Here is a 21,000-nt window from a genome sequence, read left to right on the forward strand (position 1 = left end):
GCCTTTTTTATTGAACAAAATAAAGGAGACAAGTACACTAAAACGATATCTTAGAAGGAGAACTGATTGTTAAAACAAGATGAAAACTTATCTTTTGTCATTGAACCAGAACTAACTCCTCGTTCTGAACAGCGCATAGATCTGTATTTTTCTATCCCTAATGAAATGGGGATTAATCCGCAAACACTTACCGAAGAATCTTACTTTAATAACCACTTTAAATCACACCTAGCGTATAACGCTAACAATATACATTTGCCTTTAGTGAGAAGCCGTTTTGTTAGTAAAAACAAAGGTGAGCAACAAGATTACCGGCAAAATCTTAATTTATTTTGTTATCAAGTACGTTTAGCCCTTGATGCCGATATAAAAGACGCGTTAAAAATTGATGAGGCAGAAGATTTTTATAAACGTGCTAACGAGGTATATGAGCAAAGCGAAGGGCTTTTAAAAAAGCTGCGTCGCTACACACCAGATGACGAAAAACTACTGCCATTTTTTACCAATGCTGATAACTATTTAAGTTGGCATGTTGAGCAATCTTTTTTAAAGCTTTTAGATGAAGGCCCACGTAGTAGCGATTATGCAAAAGAGCGTAACGATTTACTGCAGTTTTGTAAAAGCGAAAATACGTATCGAGCAGAGAAAAGCTACAACTCTGAAACAACCATGCAAGACGCAAATCGAATAACAAATAAAATGCGCTTGTTACAACGCTTAATTGAGCACGGCGTAATATTACAGCGTCAAACGCGGTTTCTTAACAGCTACCTTAAGCGATTAGTTAAAGGCACTGTTACAGCCGTTATCATGGCATTTGTGATGGTTGTAATACTCAATGCTCGCTCAACGTTTACTGAAGTCACCGCGACGCTTATTTTAATTTTAGGGGTTATTTACGGGCTACGTGAAATATTTAAAGAGGATATTACACGTATGATTTGGCGAGCCATTGTACAAGGGCGACCTAAGTGGCGATTTAGTTTTAAAAATAGTATTACCAAAGACAAAGTAGCGAGTCAGCTAATTTGGCTCGAATACATGCGCTTTAAGAAAATACCTAAAGAAGTGAAATCTATTTTTTCAAAACGTCGTCAACAAAATAAACAAGCTGCGCAGTGGTTACACTTTGCAAGTGAGACACGTGTTAGTGCGAAAGAATTTTTGCCCGGCTACGATACACTACAGCACACGCTACAATTTAATCTTGCACCATTTGCACGTTATTTAAAACGTGGTGAAGGGAAGCTATATCATTTAGACAGTAATAAAATTTCTAAGCAGGCTGTAGAAAGGCGTTATCAATTAAACATGGTACTTGTTCTAACTGAGGAAGATAAAACACTTTATCAACGCTATAAAATAACGTTAAATCGCAGTAAAATCGTTAATATTGAGCTTATCTACTCCAAAAAATGAGTTTAATTAATTTTAAAAGGGGCTGATACAATCAGCCCCTAATATTTGGTCACTTTATTTATTAGCCAAGCCATGTTTGCTATACAAAGTTACTTTGTCCGATACTAGCGTGATCTCGATATTTTTTGCTTCATCGCCCCATACGCAGTTAGTATGTAGTGTTTTTTCAACACAGTTATCAGCACTGCCTAAAATAGTTTCAACTTCAGTCTTATCCATGCCTACTTTAATTTTTTCATAATTTTCAAGACTTACCTTAGAACAAGCCGCAAGGCTTAATGTAGCTGCGATGATAAGGAGTTTTTTCATTGTTATATCCTACTTAATATTAATGTTTGAATTTTCTGATCTGGACAATCATGCCCATTCGTGGATGGTCAAAGTAATGTACTTCACCACTAATTACACGTCTAAACTGAGAGAAACGGGCTGACTCTATATCGCCGTTTTCTAGCTTTTGGCTAATATCAAAATTAGCTGTTATGTATAAATAATGTCGTAAATGTATTTTAAATAAACCGTCTAGTTCCCATTCTGCTTTTGATTGATCTGGGTCGTTAAATAGCGCCGGTTGTGAATTCAATAAACTTACAAAATCAGGGTTTGAATAGCTAGGTGTTACATTGGGTTCATTTTTAAGATGCTTACCCGCTATTAAATGCATGCTTGGGGCGCGTGACTTGCTTGCGCCTTCAAAGCGCCAGCCAGTATGTAGAATAGGTGTTAAGCCTTTGCGGTCTAGTTGCCTATATTGCGCTTTAAATTGCAGCTGTTGCGGCGCTAATAAATAGGTTTGCTGCATATCATCTTTAGCGGGTGCTAAAGGCGTTACAGGTAGCTCATCGTAGCTTTGTAGGTAGTTAATACTGTTGTCACATACACCCGATTGCGGGTTTGAATTAACTAATGAATCAGTAAAAGTGCGTTTTTGAAAACGCTCATCGCCATCTATGCAGGCCTGCATTGCTTGTTCAGTGTAAAGAGGGGTCAGTAAGTCTAGCGTATTTTTATCTTCAATAGCTTTGTGCTTAAGGCTAAAGTCTTCTTGTAAATACGGGGCAGGGCGCTGTTTAAATACAAGCACCTCAACCTCAAACCAGCGTTCTGCAAATGCAGTGCTGCTAAATAAGCAGCATAAAACAATAAGCGATTTTTTTAGCAACATTAATGGCTAACCTTTTTTTCGAAATCTGCAATCATTGCAGTGACCATTTTTAAGCGTTCGCGGGCATTTGCCTCACTAATTGCAAAGCGCAGTTTATTTGCGCCATCCATTTTGTACACCTTAGGCGCACTTTGTATCAAGCCAATGATGAAGCTAGGGTTAACCTTGGTATCTTGGCTAAACTCAAAGTAACCACCTTTTGGGTTTGCCTCAATTTTAGTTATACCTAAACTACTAGCTTTCATTTTTAATAATTGTAGGCTAAATAGGTTTTTAGCAGCATCAGGTAGTAAACCAAAGCGGTCTATTAGTTCCACCTGTAGTTCATCTATATCATCAAGGTTAGCACAACTTGCAATTCGCTTATACATACCCAAGCGTGCATTAACATCGTGTATGTAGTCATCAGGTAGTAATGCAGCTAGCTTTAAATCTACTTCGGTTTGTTTTTGAAGTAGGTTTTCAAGCGTTGGCTCTTTACCCTCGCGCAGCGCATTTACGGCTTGTTCGAGCATTTCCATATACAAACTAAAGCCGATGGTTTGCATTTGGCCTGATTGATCATCGCCAAGTAGCTCACCCGCACCACGAATTTCTAAGTCGTGTGTAGCGAGGGCAAAACCTGCACCTAAGTCCTCTAATGATTCAATTGCTTGTAAGCGTTTACTCGCATCTTTAGAAAGGGCTTTAGGGTCACCTGTTAGTAAATAGGCATACGCTTGATGGTGGCTTCGACCAACTCGTCCACGTAATTGGTGTAACTGGGCAAGGCCGAGTTTATCTGCTCTGTCCATGATAATGGTGTTAGCCGTAGGCACATCAATACCGGTTTCGATAATCGTGGTACATACCAGTACGTTGTATTTTTGATGATAAAAGTCAGTCATTATCTGCTCAAGCTCTTGCTCGCGCATTTGGCCATGGGCTGTAGTCACACTAGCTTCAGGTACCCATTCACTAATTTCTTGTGCAACACGCTCAATAGTTTCTACGTTGTTATGTAAAAAGTAAACTTGGCCACCGCGTTTAATTTCTCGCAGTACTGCTTCGCGTACAAGTTCTACATCGCGTTGGCGTACAAAGGTTTTTACCGCTAAACGTTTCGCCGGTGGCGTTGCGATTATCGATAAATCGCGCATGCCGCTCATGGCCATGTTGAGTGTACGAGGTATTGGCGTTGCAGTCAGTGTGAGTATGTCTACATCGGCGCGCAGTGCTTTAATTTTCTCTTTTTGGCGAACACCAAAGCGATGTTCTTCATCAACAATGAGCAAGCCTAAATCGTTAAATTTAATGTCTTGTTGAATAAGTTTATGCGTGCCAATAACTATATCGAGCTTACCGTTGGCCATTTTTTCAAGTGTGTCTTTTTGCTCTTTAGTGGAGTTAAAGCGCGAAAGCACACCTACTTCAATAGGAAAATCAGCAAAACGGTCTTTAAAGTTTTCATAGTGTTGTTGAGCCAGCAGGGTAGTTGGTACTAAAATGGCTACCTGTTTATCATCGTTAACTGCTACAAAAGCAGCGCGCATGGCCACTTCTGTTTTACCAAAGCCTACGTCACCACACACTAAGCGATCCATGGCTTGTTTTGATTGCATATCACCTAATACGGCTTCTATGGCGTTACGCTGATCGTCAGTTTCTTCAAACGGAAAGCTATCGCTAAATTGACGATATGCGGGGGCATCTAGAGTAAATTTATTACCAGGCTTTGCTTGGCGCTGAGCATAAATGTCGAGTAATTCAGCGGCGACATCGCGAACTTTTTCAGCCGCACGTTTTTTTGCTTTTTCCCATGCATCTGAGCCAAGCTTATGCAGTGGGGCGCTGGCTTCTTCACCACCAGAGTAACGACTAAGCATATGCAATGCAGACACTGGCACGTATAATTTAGCTTCACTTGCGTAAGTAATTGTCACAAACTCTGTAACTACACCTGCAGCATCAATGGTTTGCAAACCTTGATAACGGCCAACACCGTGATCGAGATGCACGACAGGTTGACCTTCTTTAAGTTCGGCTAAGTTACGGATTAGTGCATCTTGGCTGGCTTCGTACTTGTGCTTGCGGCGTCTGCGCTGAGATACTTTTATACCAAGCAGTTCTTGCTCGGTAATAATAGAAAGGCTTGGTTTAGTGCCAAGTACGACACTTTGCTCGAGCGGACTTACTATTAAGCCTACGTCACTTGCACTTTTTATAAATTGTTCGAGTGTTTCAAATTCTTTAAATTTTAAACCGCTTGGCTTTAAAATGCTCAGCAATGATTCGCGACGACCGTCCGATTCAACACTGAGTAATATGCGGCCTTTTTTCTTTTTTTGCTCTGCTACATAATTTATAAACGCGCCATAAGGTTCATGCTGTTTATGATCAATTCGAATGGCTGGCAACTCGCTAACGCTTAAGTTTTTATTACCCGCTTTAGTGCCAAGCTTTGCAAGGGATAATCTAATACGTGCAAAATTGCCTAAATTAGAAAACAGCTCTTCAATTGGCTGATAAAGCGCATTAGGTTCAAGTAATGGACGAAGTGGGTCAACTCTGCGGTTTTCATAGCGTACATTTACATCGTGCCAAAAGTTATCTGCCGCGTGCTCTAAATCACCCAGCTGCATAACGGTTGTTGTATCTGGCAGGTAGTCAAAAATAGTCGCGAGCTTTTCAAAAAACAACGGCATGTAGTATTCAATACCTGCAGGCCAGTTACCTTTGCTTACTTGCATGTATACTGAATCTTGCTGCGAGCTTGCGCCAAACTTTTCACGGTAGCTTATTCTAAAACGTTCAATATCAGCGTCGTTAGTAGGAAATTCATGCGCTGGAAGTAGCTCAATTTTATCTACTTTTTCATCAGAGCGCTGTGTTTCTACATCAAATAAGCGAATGCTATCGAGTTCGTCATCAAAAAAGTCGAGTCTAAATGGGTGTGGGCTACCCATTGGGTATAAGTCAACGATAGAGCCGCGTATAGCGTATTCGCCGTGCTCCATTACTTGTTGAACATTTAAATAACCAGCTTGCTCTAAGTTGTCACGAAAGTTATGTGTGTCTAGTTTGTCGCCTACTTTAAAGTTTATTGTTGAACCGTAAATAAATGAGGCCGGGGCTGTGCGCAACATTAAAGTAGATACAGGAACAATTAACACACTTTGTTGTTCTTTTTTTAAGGTGTTTAAAGTGGCCAAACGGGCTGAAATAATATCTTGATGGGGAGAAAAATGATCGTATGGCAGAGTTTCCCAATCAGGAAATACCATGACTGGGTTATCGGGTAATAAATATTCTAATTCTGTTTCAAGGCGCAGTGCACTTGGTGTATCAGGCGTAACAATTAAGACTAAGTTATCTTGTTGTTTAACGCCTTCAGCAATAGCAATACTTAAACCACTTCCGCTTAGCTGGCCCCATTGAATTTTATCTTTATGAGATTTTACCCAAGGCAAGGCTGCCCATTGCTCAAACGCCATTTATTACTCCATTTATAGTTGGCTCTTAGCAAGTAAGAGCCATCTTGAGTTAAGGTTACTTAGTCTCGGTATATTTTTGTTAGGTCTTTATAGTGATCAATTCTTCGGTCACGTAAGAAAGGCCAGATACGTCTTACGTTTTCTGAGCGTTTTTGATCAATTTCTACTACTAAAATTTGCTCATCAGTATTATTCGCCTCTGCTAATAGTTCACCTTGTGGGCCTGCAATGAACGAATTTCCCCAAAATGAAATACCATCGCTTTGCCCGCTTGGGTCACTTTCATGGCCAACGCGGTTACAGCTAATTACCGGTACGCCATTGGCAACAGCATGGGCACGCTGGCTAATAACCCACGCATCTTTTTGACGAGTTTGCTCAGCAATGTCGTCGTTAGGATCCCAACCGATAGCGGTTGGGTAAATTAATACCTCAGCGCCAGCCATTGCCATTAAACGTGCAGCTTCAGGAAACCATTGATCCCAACATACTAGCACGCCTAATTTACCCACCGAGGTTTGAATAGGCTCAAAACCGATATCACCTGGGGTAAAGTAAAATTTTTCGTAAAAACCTGGATCATCAGGAATATGCATTTTGCGGTATTTACCTGCAATACTGCCGTCTTGCTCTAATACAACTGCAGTATTGTGATAAAGGCCCGTAGCGCGCTTTTCAAATAAAGACGCGACAATAACAATGCTTAGCTCTTTAGCAAGCTCACCTAAGGCATTACTGCTAGGGCCTGGAATGGTTTCGGCTAAATCAAATACGTCAACATTTTCGGTTTGGCAAAAATAGAGGCTTCGGTGTAGCTCTTGGAGTACAACCAGTTTTGCACCTTTTTGAGCGGCTTCACGAATGGCACTCATTGATTTTGCCATATTGTCCTGAGCGTTATCGGTATTGCTTTGTTGCACTAACGCAACGGTTAATTTTGCAGGGCTTGTCATTGTGCTGCTCCAGCTAAAAATCCACGAGGTAATTGCATTGTAATACAGTGCAGGCTGCCAAATTGTTCAATAATTGGTTGGCAATTTACGCCAATAATAGTGTGTTGTGGGTATGCTTTTTGAACTTGCGCAAGAGCACGCTCATCATTGGCATCATTATACGTTGGCACAAGCACAGCATTATTAATAATTAAGTAGTTAGCGTAGGTAGCCGGTAAGCGTGTTTGCTCATCGTCATAAGCGGCTTTTGGCCACGGTAACTCAATTAAGTTATATGGGGTGTTATCGGCAGTTTTAAAGGTTTTTAGTTGTTTTTCCATCGCATCAAGTGCGCTAAAGTGCTCATCAGTTTTATCGTCACACTGCACATATACAAGGGTATTATTTGGAGCAAAACGCACTAAAGTATCAATGTGGCTGTCGGTGTCATCGCCCGCTAAATAGCCATGTTCAACCCATAAAAAACTCGTCGCGCCTAAGTGCTCTTTTAAAAGTGCTTCAATATCATTTGGGTTTAAATCAGGGTTACGGTTTTTATTAAGCAAACATTCGCTGGTTGTTAGCAACACACCGTGCTCGTTTATTTCAATACCGCCACCTTCAAGTACCATATCGAGCGCTTGATATTGGTTGTTTGTACTACTTAGCTCTTTTACCAAAGTGCGATTAATTTGATTGTCTAATGCGCTTTCAAACTTATTGCCCCAACCATTAAAAGTAAAATCATATACTTTTAATTGCTTTGGTGAATCAATAGCGGCGCAAGTAAGCGGACCATGATCGCGCGCCCATGTATCGTTAGTAGGCGTTATTACAAAATGAACACGATTAAGAGAGACGTTAGCACTATTTAGTAATGCTGTAATATGCACTTTTAAGGCACTGTTATGCGCCACAATAACAAGCTGTTGCTGCGTTGTTATGTGTTTAGCAAGTTCAATATATACAGGTTCTACACGCGCTAAGTTGTCGGCCCAATCGGTGTCTTTGTGAGGCCATGTAAGCATAACAGCGTCTTGCTCGGCCCATTCTGGTAAAAGTCTAAAGTTCATGAATTCTATATACTAATTAAGATGGCGCTAGTTTAGCATTTTACATAAAGATGTCAGCTAATTATCACTGTTTAGGTCGCCTTGGTTTTGATCAAGTTCTTGACGTTTTTTAAGTTGGCGGGTTTGAGCATGTAAACTCGCTCTAACAATAAGTTCTTGGTCAGTAGTTCTAATTGCGGTAAAGAGCATAGTGTATTGGTAGTGTTCGCTATCTTGTTTTTCTACTGCTACAACTTCGGTGTAACAATAAACCGCAGAGGCCTCGTGGTGCAAAAATAGTTTGGTTCTAAATGCTTGGCCAATTGAGTGTACTTCAGGTGATGTAAAACGAATACCGCCACCGCCGTAGCTATCACATTGTATTGCGTTATCTTGGGCTTGTTCTGAGGCCAAAATATGGCTCATTATTAAATCTATTTTACGTGACTGCGCTTGTAAAAATGTAGCTAGCTCTTGTGCTATATCGCCTAAGTTACGCAGTGGGCGTAACGAGCTTTGCTCAAGCTCACTTACTTCATTTGCTAATCTAAATAGTGGGGGAATGTCGTCTTCAAGCTCAAGCTGCGATTTAGGAACTTGTCCGGTTGATACGGGGAATAAATTTACTCTTATACTTTCATTAATTTGAAAGTACTGCTCAAACTCACCTAATCTTTCACTATTCATTATGTTCTCCACCACGTATTTATTTAATAGTAGCGTTGTGAGTACTAAATTGCTAGCAGATAAAATAACGCATAGCGGGCTAAATGCTTTGTTTACATTCAATTTTTAACATACTAATTATGAAAATAAATACACTAAGACATATTTAGGGTTAGTTATAAAAAAGCGGCCAATGTCATCCTAACATTGGCCGCTTGGGTATTGATTCATCAGCGTGTACTTATTTAAGTAGAGCGGCTAATTCATGTAAATCTTTCACAACGTGATCTGGTTTTTTAGCTAGTGGGTAAAGTGCCTTACCTGGGCGTGCTATAAAAGTGGTTTGTAAGCCAGCTTCTTTTGCACCAGCAACATCCCAACCATGGGCTGCAACCATCATTGCTTCATTTGGTGCTACGTTTAGCTTTTTAAGTACCCACTCATACGCACGTAAGTCTGGTTTGTAAATTTTTATATCTTCAATGCTGTAACGCGCATCAAAGTAAGACATTAAACCAGCGCTTTCAAACTGTGCCTTTACACCTTTGTTTGAAGAATTTGTAAGGCTTACTAACTTATAGCCCTGTGCTTTGAGTTTTGCCAGTCCTTCTTTAACATCGCTGTGTGGAGGAAGCGTTAAAAGAGGCGTAACGATAGCTGTTTTAGCTTGTTCACTTGTAATATTAATGTTGTTGTTTTGAGCAACCATAAGGAGTGACGCCACACCGATTTGCCCAAAGTCGTGATAACTACCGCTTACAGTACCTACTAATGAATGGTGCAGCATAGTCGAAAACCACAGTGGTAATAAATCTTCACGTCCGCCTAGCGCTTTACCAATAGAGGTACGCATTGACGTTAAATCAAGTAGGGTTTCGTTTACATCAAAAATAAGCACTTTAGGTTTTGCTTGTTCTTTTGTTTCATCAGCGACTGCATAACCAGATACAAGGCTTGTGCCCACAAGTAGCGAAAGAGTAAGTGTTTTTAACGATTTTAAAATAGACATTAATTATTCTCCGATTCAAGTGCTGTCATAACATCAATAGGTTCTGCGCGTAGGGTGTAATCTTCGCTTAAAAATGCGTATGTGATAACACCTTCTTGGTTTATCACATAGGTGGCCGGTAGCGGTAATTTAAAGCTTTTATCGCCGTAGTAGTGTTCAAAATCAATACCAAATTGTGTGTATAACGCTTGAATACGCTCATCAAGTGTAAACAATAAACCAAATTGCTCAGCTACTTTATTGCTCATATCGCAAAGCACGTCAAATTCAAGGTCGTTTTTTTGTGCAGTTGAGAGAGTTTCATCAGGTAGTTGTGGTGATATTGCGATTAACTGAGCACTTTGAGTTTTAAATTGTGGTAAGTAGTCGTTAAGTGCTTTTAGTTCTAAATTACAATATGGGCACCAGCCACCACGGTAAAAGCTAATGATTACCGGGCCTTTTTTTAATAAATCTGCAAGCTCAATGTTTTCGCCGTTATGGTTGGCTAAGCTAAAGATTTCTACTTTTTGACCAATTTGCAATGCATTATCTTTAATATGCTGTGCAATTAGCTCTTCGTTTGTAGTGTTCATTAGTGCCAAAACGTCAGCCGGTAATTTGGCATCTTTTTGTACGTTATAGGCATCTATTTGCGCTTTTAAACTCATGATTGAACCTCAATAATTAGACTATTTGCAATTATAGTGTTTTAGATATTTAAATAAACATTGCAATACTGAAAGCTTCATTCGAAAATATTAAACATTGAAAAGTGCACAATGGCATCTTTATGTATAATTTAAGCGACCTAGAAACATTTATAGCTGTAGTTGAAAATAAGGGCGTGCTTGCTGCTGCCCGCGAGCAGCGTTTATCGCCTGCAACGGTGAGCCATCGCTTAAGTAAACTAGAGCGTGAGCTTGCTACAGTACTTGTTTTCAGAGATAGCAGGCGAGTACGGTTATCTCCCGCAGGTGAAATATTTTATACGCGTGTGGGGGCTATAATAGAAGCCCTTCACGATGCTGAACATAGTATTGGCGCGCGCAGCTCATCGGTGAGTGGTTTACTACGCGTGACCATGCCGCCTTGGGTTTTTTCAAAATACGTAATGCCTAAACTCAATGAGTTTGAGCAAGCTTACCCTGAACTAAAGCTTGATTTTTTAATAACGGATCATTTTGTAAATGTGGTTGATGATGCGCAAGATGTTGCAATTAGGGTGGGAAAATTAAATGACTCAGGATTACTTTCTCGTAAAATCGTAAACAATAGTCGCATACTGTGTGCAGCCCCTAGCTATATAGAAAAGTACGGTATGCCTGAAAATTTAACGCAATTGAGTGAGCATTATTGGGTTTGCCTGCCGTGGCAACGCCAGTTAAAGCTTTTTGACGAACAAAAAAAAATACATACTTTTAATGCTAAAACTCGTTTTACTATTTCAAACTCCGATAATATGACACAAGCTGCTATTGCAGGTCATGGTATTGCTATTAAGTCAAAAATAGCGATTAATGAAGATCTTAAAAACGGTATTTTGGTTGAAGTTATGCCTGGGGTAATGGCACAAAATGATGCACCGGTTTGGTTTTTACGTCCGCAAAATAGTTTAACAACCCGCAAAACCGATGTATTTTATGATTTTATGAAATCACTATTTTTGAGCTGCGAATAAGCGTTTAAATGAGCGTTTTACTCCAGTTAAAAACAAATAACCAGTAAGCTCTGCAAGCAAGGCAACAATTATGGCTGCAACAATGGCGGCTATAATAGAGTCTTTTTTCAAAATGATTTGACCTTCAAAGCGTTGCCATACTTGTTGCTTTATATCGCTCATGCCACTGATCATAGTAAATATATACGGAGATTTCTCAAACCTATTTACGGCTATCTGTAAATCTTGCTGCCGCTCGTAAAGAGTACTGATATTACTTGCCCCTTTGTTCACAATTTCATCATCAATATTTTGATAGTGTTTTATTAGCTTATTTAAATCATTATTGAAATACTTAGCTGCATCGCTTTTAAAAGGCGCAACGGCATTATTAGCTTCAATTAACTGGGCTGATAATGCTTGGCCAAAGTCACTTACAAATGCAGGTATTTGCACTCCAAGTAGTAAACCGAATGCAAAGAAACTAAGTCGTATATAATCTAAAAGTTTACTCATTTATCTTCCTATGCATTTAAATAACCCAGAATTAACATTTGAGCTTGTTTTTATGTCAAAAACTCGTAATCTATTGGGGCGTGTTAACCTTTGAGGATTGAACCCAAAGGGCAGCGCATGTATGGTATTTATGCTGCGTTATCACCTATTTATGGGGAATAACCACACTACATAGGCTCTGCCTTGCCTAAATATCAAACGTACTGCTGCAAATTCAACCACGAAAGGCCAACACGCCCTAATAATAAAAATAACAACAGGTGGATGTTAAGGATGACGAAAAAAGTAAAGTTCACGTCAACATTTGTTGATATTTCTAAACAGCTCAAACGTTTTGTATCGCGCATTGTTCAACCCGACGATGTAGAAGATATTGTGCAAGAAACTTTTGTAAAAAGCTATGAAGCTGATTTAAAACAAGACATCCAGTTTACCCGCAGTTATATGCTAAAAACAGCAAAACATCTAGCACTCAACCATATAGCTAAGTGGGACAATAAATTTAATGATTCGTTAGAAGATGATAACGAATTGCCCGTATTACTCAAATCAATGAAGCTCGAAGACGAATACACATCTAAAGAGCGTTTTTTACTTTTTTGTAGAGCTACTGAGCAACTAAGCTCATCGATTCGTAAATGCTTTATATTAAAAAAAGTTTACGGTATGAGCCAAAAAGAGATAGCAGACCAAATGCAGTTAAGCCAAAGCACTGTTGAAAAACACATTGCCAAAGGATTGTTACAAACCATGTTGTACATGCGTGAACATGAGCAAAGCCCTCAAACGAACCCTAAAGCTCAGGCACATCCTATATCAGTTAAGAGGGTCGCAGAATGAGTAATGTTCATCAATTTAATTCAAAAGATTTAATCTTAGAAAAGTCATGTGATTGGATAAGCGCGATTGATCGTGGTTTAACTGATGATGAAAAAGAGCAATTTAAATTATGGATGATGCAAAGCACCGCACATCAAGAGTCTATATACGAGCTTGCTCAGCTTTGGGATGAGCTTTCAGTATTAAACGAATTAAGTCATTTATTTCCTCAGCGCAACAATACTAAAACATCAAAAAACAAGTGGATGTTTTCTTACTCAATTGCAGCGAGTTTGTTTGCAGCGTTAATGGTATGCAGCTACTTATTAATTAACTTAGAAAATGGCTACAACCAAGAGCTTGCAAAAGTTAATTACACTAAAATTTACAAAACAAAAGTAGGCGAGCAAGCAACGTATGTGTTGCCAGATGGCACCATAGTGCAGCTTAATACTAATAGCTTACTAGAAGTTGCTTATAGCAAAGGTCGCAGGCAGTTATTACTTAGTCGTGGAGAAGGGCGCTTTAATGTAGCAAAAGATGCCACGCGTCCATTTAGTGTTATGGCCGGTGATAAAAGTTTTACCGCGTTAGGCACGGTATTTAATGTACAACGCAATACTTCATCAGATTTAGAACTGGTGGTTACTGAAGGCAAAGTGATGATCACCGATCCAAGTGTAGCGGTTGATGCTAATGACTTTAAAGATTATCAACTTGCAGATAATAGCACGAAAAAAATTCGTCAAATTAATGCCAATATTGTTACCTCAGGCGAAAAAGCAGTTATTGAGCAAAGTGTTACAAAGCCAATTACGCAGCTTTCAATGAACGACGTACAACGCGATTTGGCATGGCAAAACGGGATGCTTATTTTTAATGGAGAAGAGCTAAGCGATGCTTTAAATGAAGTAAGCCGCTATACAGCCACACGTTTTGAGCTTTCATCAGCTGAGCTTGCCAGTATTAAAGTGGCTGGAGTATTCAAAGCCGGTGACGTTGAAGGTTTACTAGAAAGTTTACAAACTAACTTTTCGATTGATCATGAGCGTTTAGGTGAGCATGTAGTAACGCTAAAACACCATACAGAATCATAAGTAGACGTTATGCAAATCAAACTAATGTTAGATAAAGTTGCATCAATAAAGATTGAACGTAAAAAAAACATTAAAAAAAAGAAACGAAACCATAGAGGATTTTTGTTTGTCAGCTGTTTATATAAGTTGCGCAGTAACCAAACGCATTTATTGAGTGGATTTAGTGTGCTTGCACCGGCTATTTTTAGTTTAAGTGTACAAGCAGCAACACAAACCACTGGGCAAATGGTGCAATTTGATATAAAAGCGCAGCGAGCAGACAAAGCCTTAATTGAATATGCTAAACAAACAGAGCAAACCGTGGTGTTTTCTTATGAGTTGGCAAAGCAGTATGACGCAAATTCAGTTTATGGATTTTATACTCAGCTAGATGCTCTAGAGGCATTATTAGGTGGGACTGAGCTCGATGCGGTTGTTGATCAAAATGGTTTACTGAGTATAAAACTCAAACAAATCAACAGGAATGATAACAACATGATGAAGCTTTCAGCGGTCAGTGCAGCAGTATTACCAGCTTTACTTGCAGTAAATTCGCAAGGTGTAAACGCAGCAGAAGAAGTCGCTCAAGAAAAAATTGAAAAAATTGCTATTGTCGGTAGCCGTGTAGCAGGACGTTCAGTTGAAGATTTACCCGTTCCAGTAGATATCCTAAGTGCAGAAGCGCTTGAAAATACAGGCCAAACAGAAGTTGGTCGTATGCTACAGTCTATCGCCCCTTCATTTAACTTTTCAAGCTCTGCAATTAGTGATGGTACTGATGCTTTAAGACCTGCGACACTTCGCGGTTTGGGCCCTGATCAAACATTGGTGTTAATTAACGGCAAACGTCGTCATCAAGCAAGTATTATTCATATTAATGGCTCTGTTGGGCGAGGTACCGCAGGTACTGACATGAATGCAATTCCAGCCTCTGCAATTAAACGCATTGAAGTATTACGTGATGGCGCTGCTGCTCAGTATGGTTCTGATGCCATTGCTGGTGTTATTAATATTGTGCTTAAAGATGGTAGCGAAGGTGGCAAAGCGGCTATTAACTACGGTCAATATTCTGAAGGCGATGGCGAAACCATTAACCTTGATTTTAATAAAGGCTTTGCGCTAGGTGATGACGGTTATTTAAATACAACTATCAATTACCGTGACCGTGCACCGACTAACCGTGCCGGTTTACATGGCTCTTGTCAGTTTTATGGTTGTACAGAACTAAGTGACGGCACTTTACTTGCTGGCGATCCGCGTGAGCTGACAGCCGATCGTGATACCTTTAGAATTGGTGATGCTGATTCTCAGCAGTTTGGTTTAACAATTAATACCGGTTACGAGTTAGGTGATGGCGAGCTTTACGGCTTTATTACTTACTCAACACGCGAAAATGAGTCGGCTGCATTTTTCCGTCATAATGCAAATGCAGGCGGTAACCCAGTACTACAAGATAACGATGCAACGATTCCGCTAGGTTTCTTACCAAAAATCAACACAACTATCGACGATATCTCGTACAACTTTGGTTATAAAACTGAATTTGATAACGATGCAAGCCTTGATTTATCTTACACCTATGGTGAGAACAGCATTGATTACACTACAAGTGACACTATCAATGCCTCATACGCTAACTTTTTACGTTATGACCAAGGCTTAAGTGCAGCTGATATTCGTACAACTATTCCACGTGAAGCGTACGCTTACGGCATGGAATTATCACTGCAAACAATCAATATTGATTTTACGCAAAACTTTGATGATTATTCGTTAGCAATGGGTGCTGAAATACGTACTGATGAATACCGTATTTTAGAAGGTAATGAATATGCGTACCGCGATTACGACACATTAAATGGTGTAAGTATTTACAGCGGTTTAAGTGGCGGTGTTGGCTCTGAAGATGCATCGGGTGGTTCACAAGGTTTTGGTGGTTCATCACCTGCGTCTTCAGTGGATGAGTCACGTGATGTAATTTCATTTTACGTAGATGCAGAATCTTATGTAATTGAAGATGTGATTTTATCTGGTGCACTTCGCTACGATAACTACAAAGGTTTTGGCGATACAGTAAACTTTAAACTTGCTGGTAACTGGTCTATTACCGACGATATTTCATTACGTGGTGCATTAAGCTCAGGATTTAGAGCGCCTTCAATGCAGCAGCTTTACTTTAATAACGTAAGCACACAATTTGTTGTTGATACTAATGGGAATTTAGTTGCAGAAGAAGTTGGTACATTTAGAAATGATTCAACACTTGCGCAAAGTTTAGGTATTCCAAAACTTAAAGAAGAAAAATCACAAAACCGTAGTTTAGGTATTGTGTATAACGTTACCGATAATATTAATGTAACCGTTGATTACTACTCGATTGATATTGACGACCGTATTGTAATTAGTGATCGCTTAGGTAAAGGGTTATCTACAAGCCTTGATGCAGCACTAAATAGTGCAGGTGCTGGCGTAGGGCAGTTTTTCTTAAATGGTGCTGATACAGAAACACGTGGTGTTGATTTTGTAGCAACGTGGAACACTGAAGGTTTAGGCGGCACACTTGATTTTACACTTGCAGCTAACTTTACCAAAACAGATGTTGTATCGTTGTTCTCTCCTGCTGGCTCAAGCCTTGAGACAGTAAAAGTAGAAGATATATTCTCAGCTGAAGACATCTCTATTATAGAAGAGTGGCAACCAGAGGACCGTATTAACTTAAGTGCGCTTTATCAACGTGATGATTGGACTGTTAACCTCTCACTTAATCGTTTTGGTGAATACACAGTAGAAGATGGTGGTCGTCAAACGTATGGCGCAGAAATTTTAACTGACGTTAAAGTTAACTACTTCGTTACTGAAGACTTATCAGTAAATATTGGTGCAAATAACTTGTTCGATGTTTACCCAGATAAAAATGAAATAGGTAACTCTCGCTCAGGTACTATTGTAGATGCTAATGGTAATACCGTAATTAGCAGCTCAGGTGTGTTTGACTACTCACGTCGTTCGGCTCCGTTTGGATTTAACGGTGCTTACTATTACGTAGGTGCAGAATACCGTTTTTAATTACTAACCTCCCTTTTGTTATTTAACTCAAAGGGCCGTAAGGCCCTTTTTTTGGTTTTAGCTTGGGTTGATTTTATTTAGAAATCAAACTTATTGGATAATCATCGTATTGCTTAATACTATTCATTACATTCATTAAAGTATTATGTGTACTGTTTTCGTCTGCAGTTATAAGCACCGAACTTATTTCATATTTAGCCGCGAACATAGCTAAATTAGTCGCAACTTGCTCTAAATCAATTAACCTCCCAGAAAAATATACTCCGTTACTTTCATCAATTTTAAATAAAGCATTTTTTACAGGCTTATCTATTTGAGGGCTGTCGAGTGGTCGGTTTAATTCAATAGCCACAGGTTTTACAAAAGATGTAGTTACAATAAAGAAAATTAGTAATATGAACACTATGTCTAACATCGGGGTCATATCTACATCAGCATTATTTTGCAGTTTAGTTAGTTTTTTCATATTGGACCTTATTTTTAATTAAATGCTGCGGCGCCACAGCAAGGTTTTAGGTACCTATTAACAAAATTAGCACAGCAAAAATAAAGCGTGGTTAAATAAATATTCTAATAATATTAAATATTTGTACTAATTATGTATTTAAAATGTGGTGAAATAAGGCGGTGTTTATACTTATCTGCTTAAATATGGGATCTATTTAGCATCGTTATAGTGTAATTCAATTCGTTAAATTGCTTTAAAAACTATGTAGGTTGGTATTAGAGGCAATAAAAAACCCAGCTCGAGGCTGGGTTCTAGTTATGCGCTATGTCAGCTTAATGCTTTTGCATACGGCTCATTTCTGCATGGCAGCTTTGCATTGTTAATAATGTTTTAGCCAGTGCAGCTTCGCAGTCAGCTGGTTGCGGTTTATCCATTGCTGCTTTAATTTCTTCAAGGGTTTTATCTTCTACCTCTTCAAGCTCTTTTACATACGTGCTGTCGTTGTGTGAGGTGAAAGTAGTCAATAGGGCTGTGTACGCACGTCGTGCTTCAACTGCGAAAGATGAGCCATCTTCGCGTTCGCCTTTTTCATTAATTGCATATGGCTGCAAGCGCTCAACACTCACTTTTCGGGCATCTATCATACGCTGAAAAAGTGCACCAATAGCAGGGTCTTCAACTTTTTCCTGCGCTTTTTGATAAAAATCGATGCCGCTGTTCATAACTTGAATGATGTCAGTAATATGATTTACTTCTGATCCTTGATGGGTGTTCATAATGACCTCTTTAATTAAATGAATGTATAGTTCAATTTAATAAAAGCAATGTATGTTCCACGTTTTAATAGTTATGTAGTTATTTGATTTTGTTGGTTTAATTTTGTTTCAGTAGGATGCTAAGTTAACAGGCAAAAAATTAACCTAGCAATTTTTACATTATATTGTGTAATAAAGTTATTTTAGCTCTTCAGCTACTTCAGCTACTTTTTGACGTAACCAAATGTGACTCGCATCGCGATGTAACAGTGGACTCCAAATCATATCAAGCTCAAAAGGAGGAATTGGAAATGGTGGCTCTAAAATTTTAAGCCCCGGATCATCTAAATATATATTTGCGGCTTTTGAAGGAAGGGTCGCAATCAAATTTTTCTCTTTAGCTAAATGAATAGCTACATGGTAGTTACGCGTAAAAGTGGCAATATTACGATGCTTACCAAAGTGAGCAAGTGCTTCGTCAACCCAGCCAAGTTTTTGCACATCTTTAGGGTCCATGCCTACACCTACACCAAAACCTGTTTTGCTTACCCATATATGGCGCGCTTTTAAATAGCTGTCGAGACTAAAGTTTTCAATTATAGGATTATCGGCTTTTACTAAGCAGCAAAAACTATCTTTCCAAATACGTTTATGATGAAAAGACTGAGGTAAGTTTTCAAAACGGTTGATTGCCATATCTACTTTACCGTTTTCTACATCATGAAAGGTGACATCACTTGGTGTGAGTATATCTAAAGTAGTATCGGGGGCTTCTTCGTGCAATTTACTTAAAAGCTTTGGTGCTAATGTACTTGCAGCGTAATCACTGGCCATTATTCTAAACACACGCTTACTTTGGCTTGCCTCAAATTCTCGATTAGGTGCTAGAGTTTCTTCAAGCGTCATTAATATGCCACGAATAACGGGTTGTAACTCCAAAGCACGCTCGGTAGGCACCATACCATCGCTGGTACGAACTAAAATAGGGTCGTTAAATAAGTTACGAAGACGTTTAAGGCCATTACTCATTGCAGGTTGCGTTATACTCAATTGATTAGCAGCGCGTGTTACGTTGCATTCTCGAAGCAATGTATCGAGGTAAACGAGTAAATTTAAATCTATTTTACTTATATTCATTGTGTGTGTCCTTTAGCGCTTACCAGTGGTGAATAAAGCGCTGTGCTGTCGGGTATGGGTAAATATGACTTACCTGACCATTTTTTATATTTTGTTGTGCCTGCTTCCAAAAGCTAACATCTATAAGCTCTGGATGAGTACTGAGTAAAAACTTTTTATACATAGGGTTTGGCATTACAAATGTACAAAGTTGCTCAGGAAATACATCCTGTGGTGCAACAGAGTAACTTTGTTCATCCATTAAATAGTCGTCATAGCTCTTTGCTTTTGGTAATGCTCTAAAGTTCATATCGGTTAGATATTGAACTTCATCGTAATCGTAAAAAATAATACGTTTGTGCTTGCTTACACCAAAGTTTTTTAAGAGCATATCACCAGGGAATATATTAACAGCAATCATTTCTTTTAGGGCTTGCCCATATTCTTCAATCGCGTCGGCGACACTTTCTTCATCAGCATTTTCTAAAAACAAGTTAAGAGGTGTCATTCGCCGTTCAATATACAAGTGCTTGATGATCAACCAATCGCCCTCAATTACCATTGATGAGCCAATTGTTTTATGTAATTGCGCAAGTAAATTACTATCAAAACGCGCTAAAGGAAATACGACGTTAGAATACTCTATGGTATCGGCCATTCTGCCAACGCGATCATGGTTTTTTACTAGTTGATAGCGCTTTAATACGGTATCACGGCCAAAGGGTTTACTCTCACCAAATTTGTCTTTTATTACTTTAAAAACATAGCCAAATGAGGGAAGGGTGAATACCATCATCACCATACCGGGAGTCCCTGGTGCAATTGTAAACTCATCGCTAGAGTGAGATAAGTGGTTTAAAAATTCTCGGTAAAATTCAGTTTTCCCCTGCTTATGAAAACCCACTGCGTTATAAAGTTCAGCAAGTGTTTTGTTTGGCATAAGTTGATTTAAAAACCGAACAAGTGCTGAAGGTGCGTGAGTCTCTACCATAAAATAAGCGCGGGCAAAGCCAAAAATAACACGCATTTGAGATGACTTAGTTAAAAGTGCATCTAAATATAATCCGTTATCTTCATCGTGTAATACAGCGATTATAAAGGGCTGAACCCCACTTTTTGAAACAACACGACCAACAATATAGGCTGCTTTATTACGATAAAAAGGCGTGTGTAGAATATCAAAGCGCATTTGCCAAGGTTGGTGATGTGTATCGGGGGCTTGTTTATAAAAAGCTTTAACAAGGAGGCGAATATCACGCTCTAAATTTACAAATGGGGCTTTAAAATCAAAATGACTAATAATGCGTTTTATTGTTGGTTTTAGGCCATCAACTACAGGAAAGTATGTTCTATATTCTGCTTCTACAGGTACTGAAGGAGCATCTTTTAAGGTTGCTTCAACAAATATAAAGTCATTATGAAAATAGCGCCTATGGTACAGCCGGCAAAATACAGAGTTATAAAAAGTTTCTGCGAGCTCTGCTTGGGGGTGAAAACATAAAAAATGCTGATATACCTTTTTAACTTCAAGCCATAGGCTTTCATCGAGTTGTTCGGTTGGGGTTTCTTTTTTTAGCGCTTGGGTGGTTTCGTTAACACGATCATCATAATAGCTGATACGCAAACGGCTGATATCATTTATTGCTTGCCAATCTTTTTTTGCGAAGGCAAGAGGGGCTTTGGCTGTTGTTTTTTGAAATAACTGATAGTGCCTTTTAAAACCCGTTAAAATTAATTCAGCAATATGGCGAGGTTGCATTTGCACTCCTTAAAAGTCCCTAGAGTTTATACTCTATTGTGTTAAGGGTATGTTATTTTAAGTTTAAAACCAAGATAAATGTTACTTACT

At 39.0% G+C, this 21,000-nt stretch carries 18 protein-coding genes; 5 read left to right on the forward strand and 13 right to left on the reverse strand.

Annotated features, from left to right (window positions below; genetic code table 11):
- Positions 1-66: 66 nt before the first annotated feature.
- Positions 67-1,419, forward strand: coding sequence for a hypothetical protein (locus H5115_RS13520; protein WP_024597376.1), 1,353 nt, complete (start codon positions 67-69; stop codon positions 1,417-1,419).
- 54 nt (positions 1,420-1,473) lie between these two features.
- Here H5115_RS13520 and H5115_RS13525 read toward each other — a convergent pair whose 3' ends face one another.
- From H5115_RS13525 to H5115_RS13560, 8 genes are all read right to left on the reverse strand, one after another.
- Positions 1,474-1,728 (reverse strand): lipoprotein, encoded by a 255-nt coding sequence (locus H5115_RS13525; RefSeq protein WP_024597375.1) that lies wholly within the window; start codon positions 1,726-1,728, stop codon positions 1,474-1,476.
- A gap of 19 nt (positions 1,729-1,747) precedes the next feature.
- Positions 1,748-2,584, reverse strand: a complete 837-nt coding sequence (locus H5115_RS13530; protein WP_182755755.1) for a peptidoglycan binding protein CsiV — start codon at positions 2,582-2,584, stop codon at positions 1,748-1,750.
- Positions 2,584-6,057, reverse strand: coding sequence for a transcription-repair coupling factor (gene mfd, locus H5115_RS13535; protein WP_182755757.1), 3,474 nt, complete (start codon positions 6,055-6,057; stop codon positions 2,584-2,586). Before mfd ends, H5115_RS13530 begins: the two co-directional genes overlap by 1 nt.
- Positions 6,058-6,116: 59 nt before the next feature.
- Entirely contained in the window at positions 6,117-7,010 is an 894-nt protein-coding gene (locus H5115_RS13540; RefSeq protein ID WP_182755759.1) for a carbon-nitrogen hydrolase, read from the reverse strand.
- Positions 7,007-8,062 carry an agmatine/peptidylarginine deiminase gene (locus H5115_RS13545; RefSeq protein WP_182755761.1) on the reverse strand — a complete coding sequence of 352 codons (1,056 nt, stop codon included), beginning with the start codon at positions 8,060-8,062 and terminating at the stop codon, positions 7,007-7,009. The genes H5115_RS13540 and H5115_RS13545 overlap by 4 nt, the downstream gene beginning before the upstream one ends.
- 57 nt (positions 8,063-8,119) lie before the next feature.
- Positions 8,120-8,728, reverse strand: coding sequence for a PilZ domain-containing protein (locus H5115_RS13550; protein ID WP_182675369.1), 609 nt, complete (start codon positions 8,726-8,728; stop codon positions 8,120-8,122).
- A 220-nt stretch (positions 8,729-8,948) separates the two neighbouring features.
- Positions 8,949-9,716, reverse strand: coding sequence for a haloacid dehalogenase type II (locus H5115_RS13555; protein ID WP_182755763.1), 768 nt, complete (start codon positions 9,714-9,716; stop codon positions 8,949-8,951).
- The gene (locus tag H5115_RS13560; RefSeq protein ID WP_182755764.1) at positions 9,716-10,366 is read right to left on the reverse strand and encodes a peroxiredoxin-like family protein; all 651 of its coding nucleotides are present in this window, start codon (positions 10,364-10,366) and stop codon (positions 9,716-9,718) included. The genes H5115_RS13555 and H5115_RS13560 overlap by 1 nt, the downstream gene beginning before the upstream one ends.
- A 122-nt stretch (positions 10,367-10,488) precedes the next feature.
- Between H5115_RS13560 and H5115_RS13565 the strand changes: the two genes are divergently transcribed.
- Entirely contained in the window at positions 10,489-11,376 is an 888-nt protein-coding gene (locus H5115_RS13565; protein WP_182755766.1) for a LysR family transcriptional regulator, read from the forward strand.
- On the opposite strand, the gene H5115_RS13570 is transcribed toward H5115_RS13565, so the two are convergent.
- Complete coding sequence (locus tag H5115_RS13570; protein WP_182682652.1) at positions 11,356-11,871, reverse strand: DUF2937 family protein; 516 nt, start codon at positions 11,869-11,871, stop codon at positions 11,356-11,358. The genes H5115_RS13565 and H5115_RS13570 overlap by 21 nt on opposite strands.
- Positions 11,872-12,144: 273 nt before the next feature.
- Between H5115_RS13570 and H5115_RS13575 the strand changes: the two genes are divergently transcribed.
- Genes H5115_RS13575 through H5115_RS13585 form a run of 3 tightly spaced genes read left to right on the forward strand, consistent with a single transcriptional unit; the run spans position 12,145 to position 16,832 of the window.
- A complete protein-coding gene (locus H5115_RS13575) occupies positions 12,145-12,711 on the forward strand; it encodes an RNA polymerase sigma factor (protein WP_182755768.1) in 567 nt (188 codons plus the stop codon).
- Positions 12,708-13,787, forward strand: a complete 1,080-nt coding sequence (locus H5115_RS13580) for a FecR family protein (protein WP_182755770.1) — start codon at positions 12,708-12,710, stop codon at positions 13,785-13,787. The genes H5115_RS13575 and H5115_RS13580 overlap by 4 nt, the downstream gene beginning before the upstream one ends.
- Positions 13,788-13,796: 9 nt before the next feature.
- Entirely contained in the window at positions 13,797-16,832 is a 3,036-nt protein-coding gene (locus H5115_RS13585) for a TonB-dependent siderophore receptor (protein WP_182755772.1), read from the forward strand.
- Positions 16,833-16,905: 73 nt separating this feature from the next.
- Here the strand turns inward: H5115_RS13585 and H5115_RS13590 are convergent, their stop codons facing one another.
- The 4 genes from H5115_RS13590 to aceK form a co-directional block, all read right to left on the reverse strand.
- The gene (locus H5115_RS13590) at positions 16,906-17,298 is read right to left on the reverse strand and encodes a biopolymer transporter ExbD (RefSeq protein WP_182755774.1); all 393 of its coding nucleotides are present in this window, start codon (positions 17,296-17,298) and stop codon (positions 16,906-16,908) included.
- Between the two features lie 314 nt (positions 17,299-17,612).
- Positions 17,613-18,056 (reverse strand): PA2169 family four-helix-bundle protein, encoded by a 444-nt coding sequence (locus tag H5115_RS13595; protein ID WP_002961486.1) that lies wholly within the window; start codon positions 18,054-18,056, stop codon positions 17,613-17,615.
- Positions 18,057-18,233: 177 nt separating this feature from the next.
- Complete coding sequence (locus H5115_RS13600) at positions 18,234-19,172, reverse strand: LysR family transcriptional regulator (protein ID WP_002961484.1); 939 nt, start codon at positions 19,170-19,172, stop codon at positions 18,234-18,236.
- 19 nt (positions 19,173-19,191) lie between these two features.
- Complete coding sequence (gene aceK, locus H5115_RS13605) at positions 19,192-20,910, reverse strand: bifunctional isocitrate dehydrogenase kinase/phosphatase (protein WP_182755776.1); 1,719 nt, start codon at positions 20,908-20,910, stop codon at positions 19,192-19,194.
- Positions 20,911-21,000 lie beyond the last annotated feature (90 nt).

It is taken from the genome of Pseudoalteromonas sp. SR44-2 (assembly GCF_014163745.1).
Lineage (GTDB): Bacteria > Pseudomonadota > Gammaproteobacteria > Enterobacterales > Alteromonadaceae > Pseudoalteromonas > Pseudoalteromonas distincta.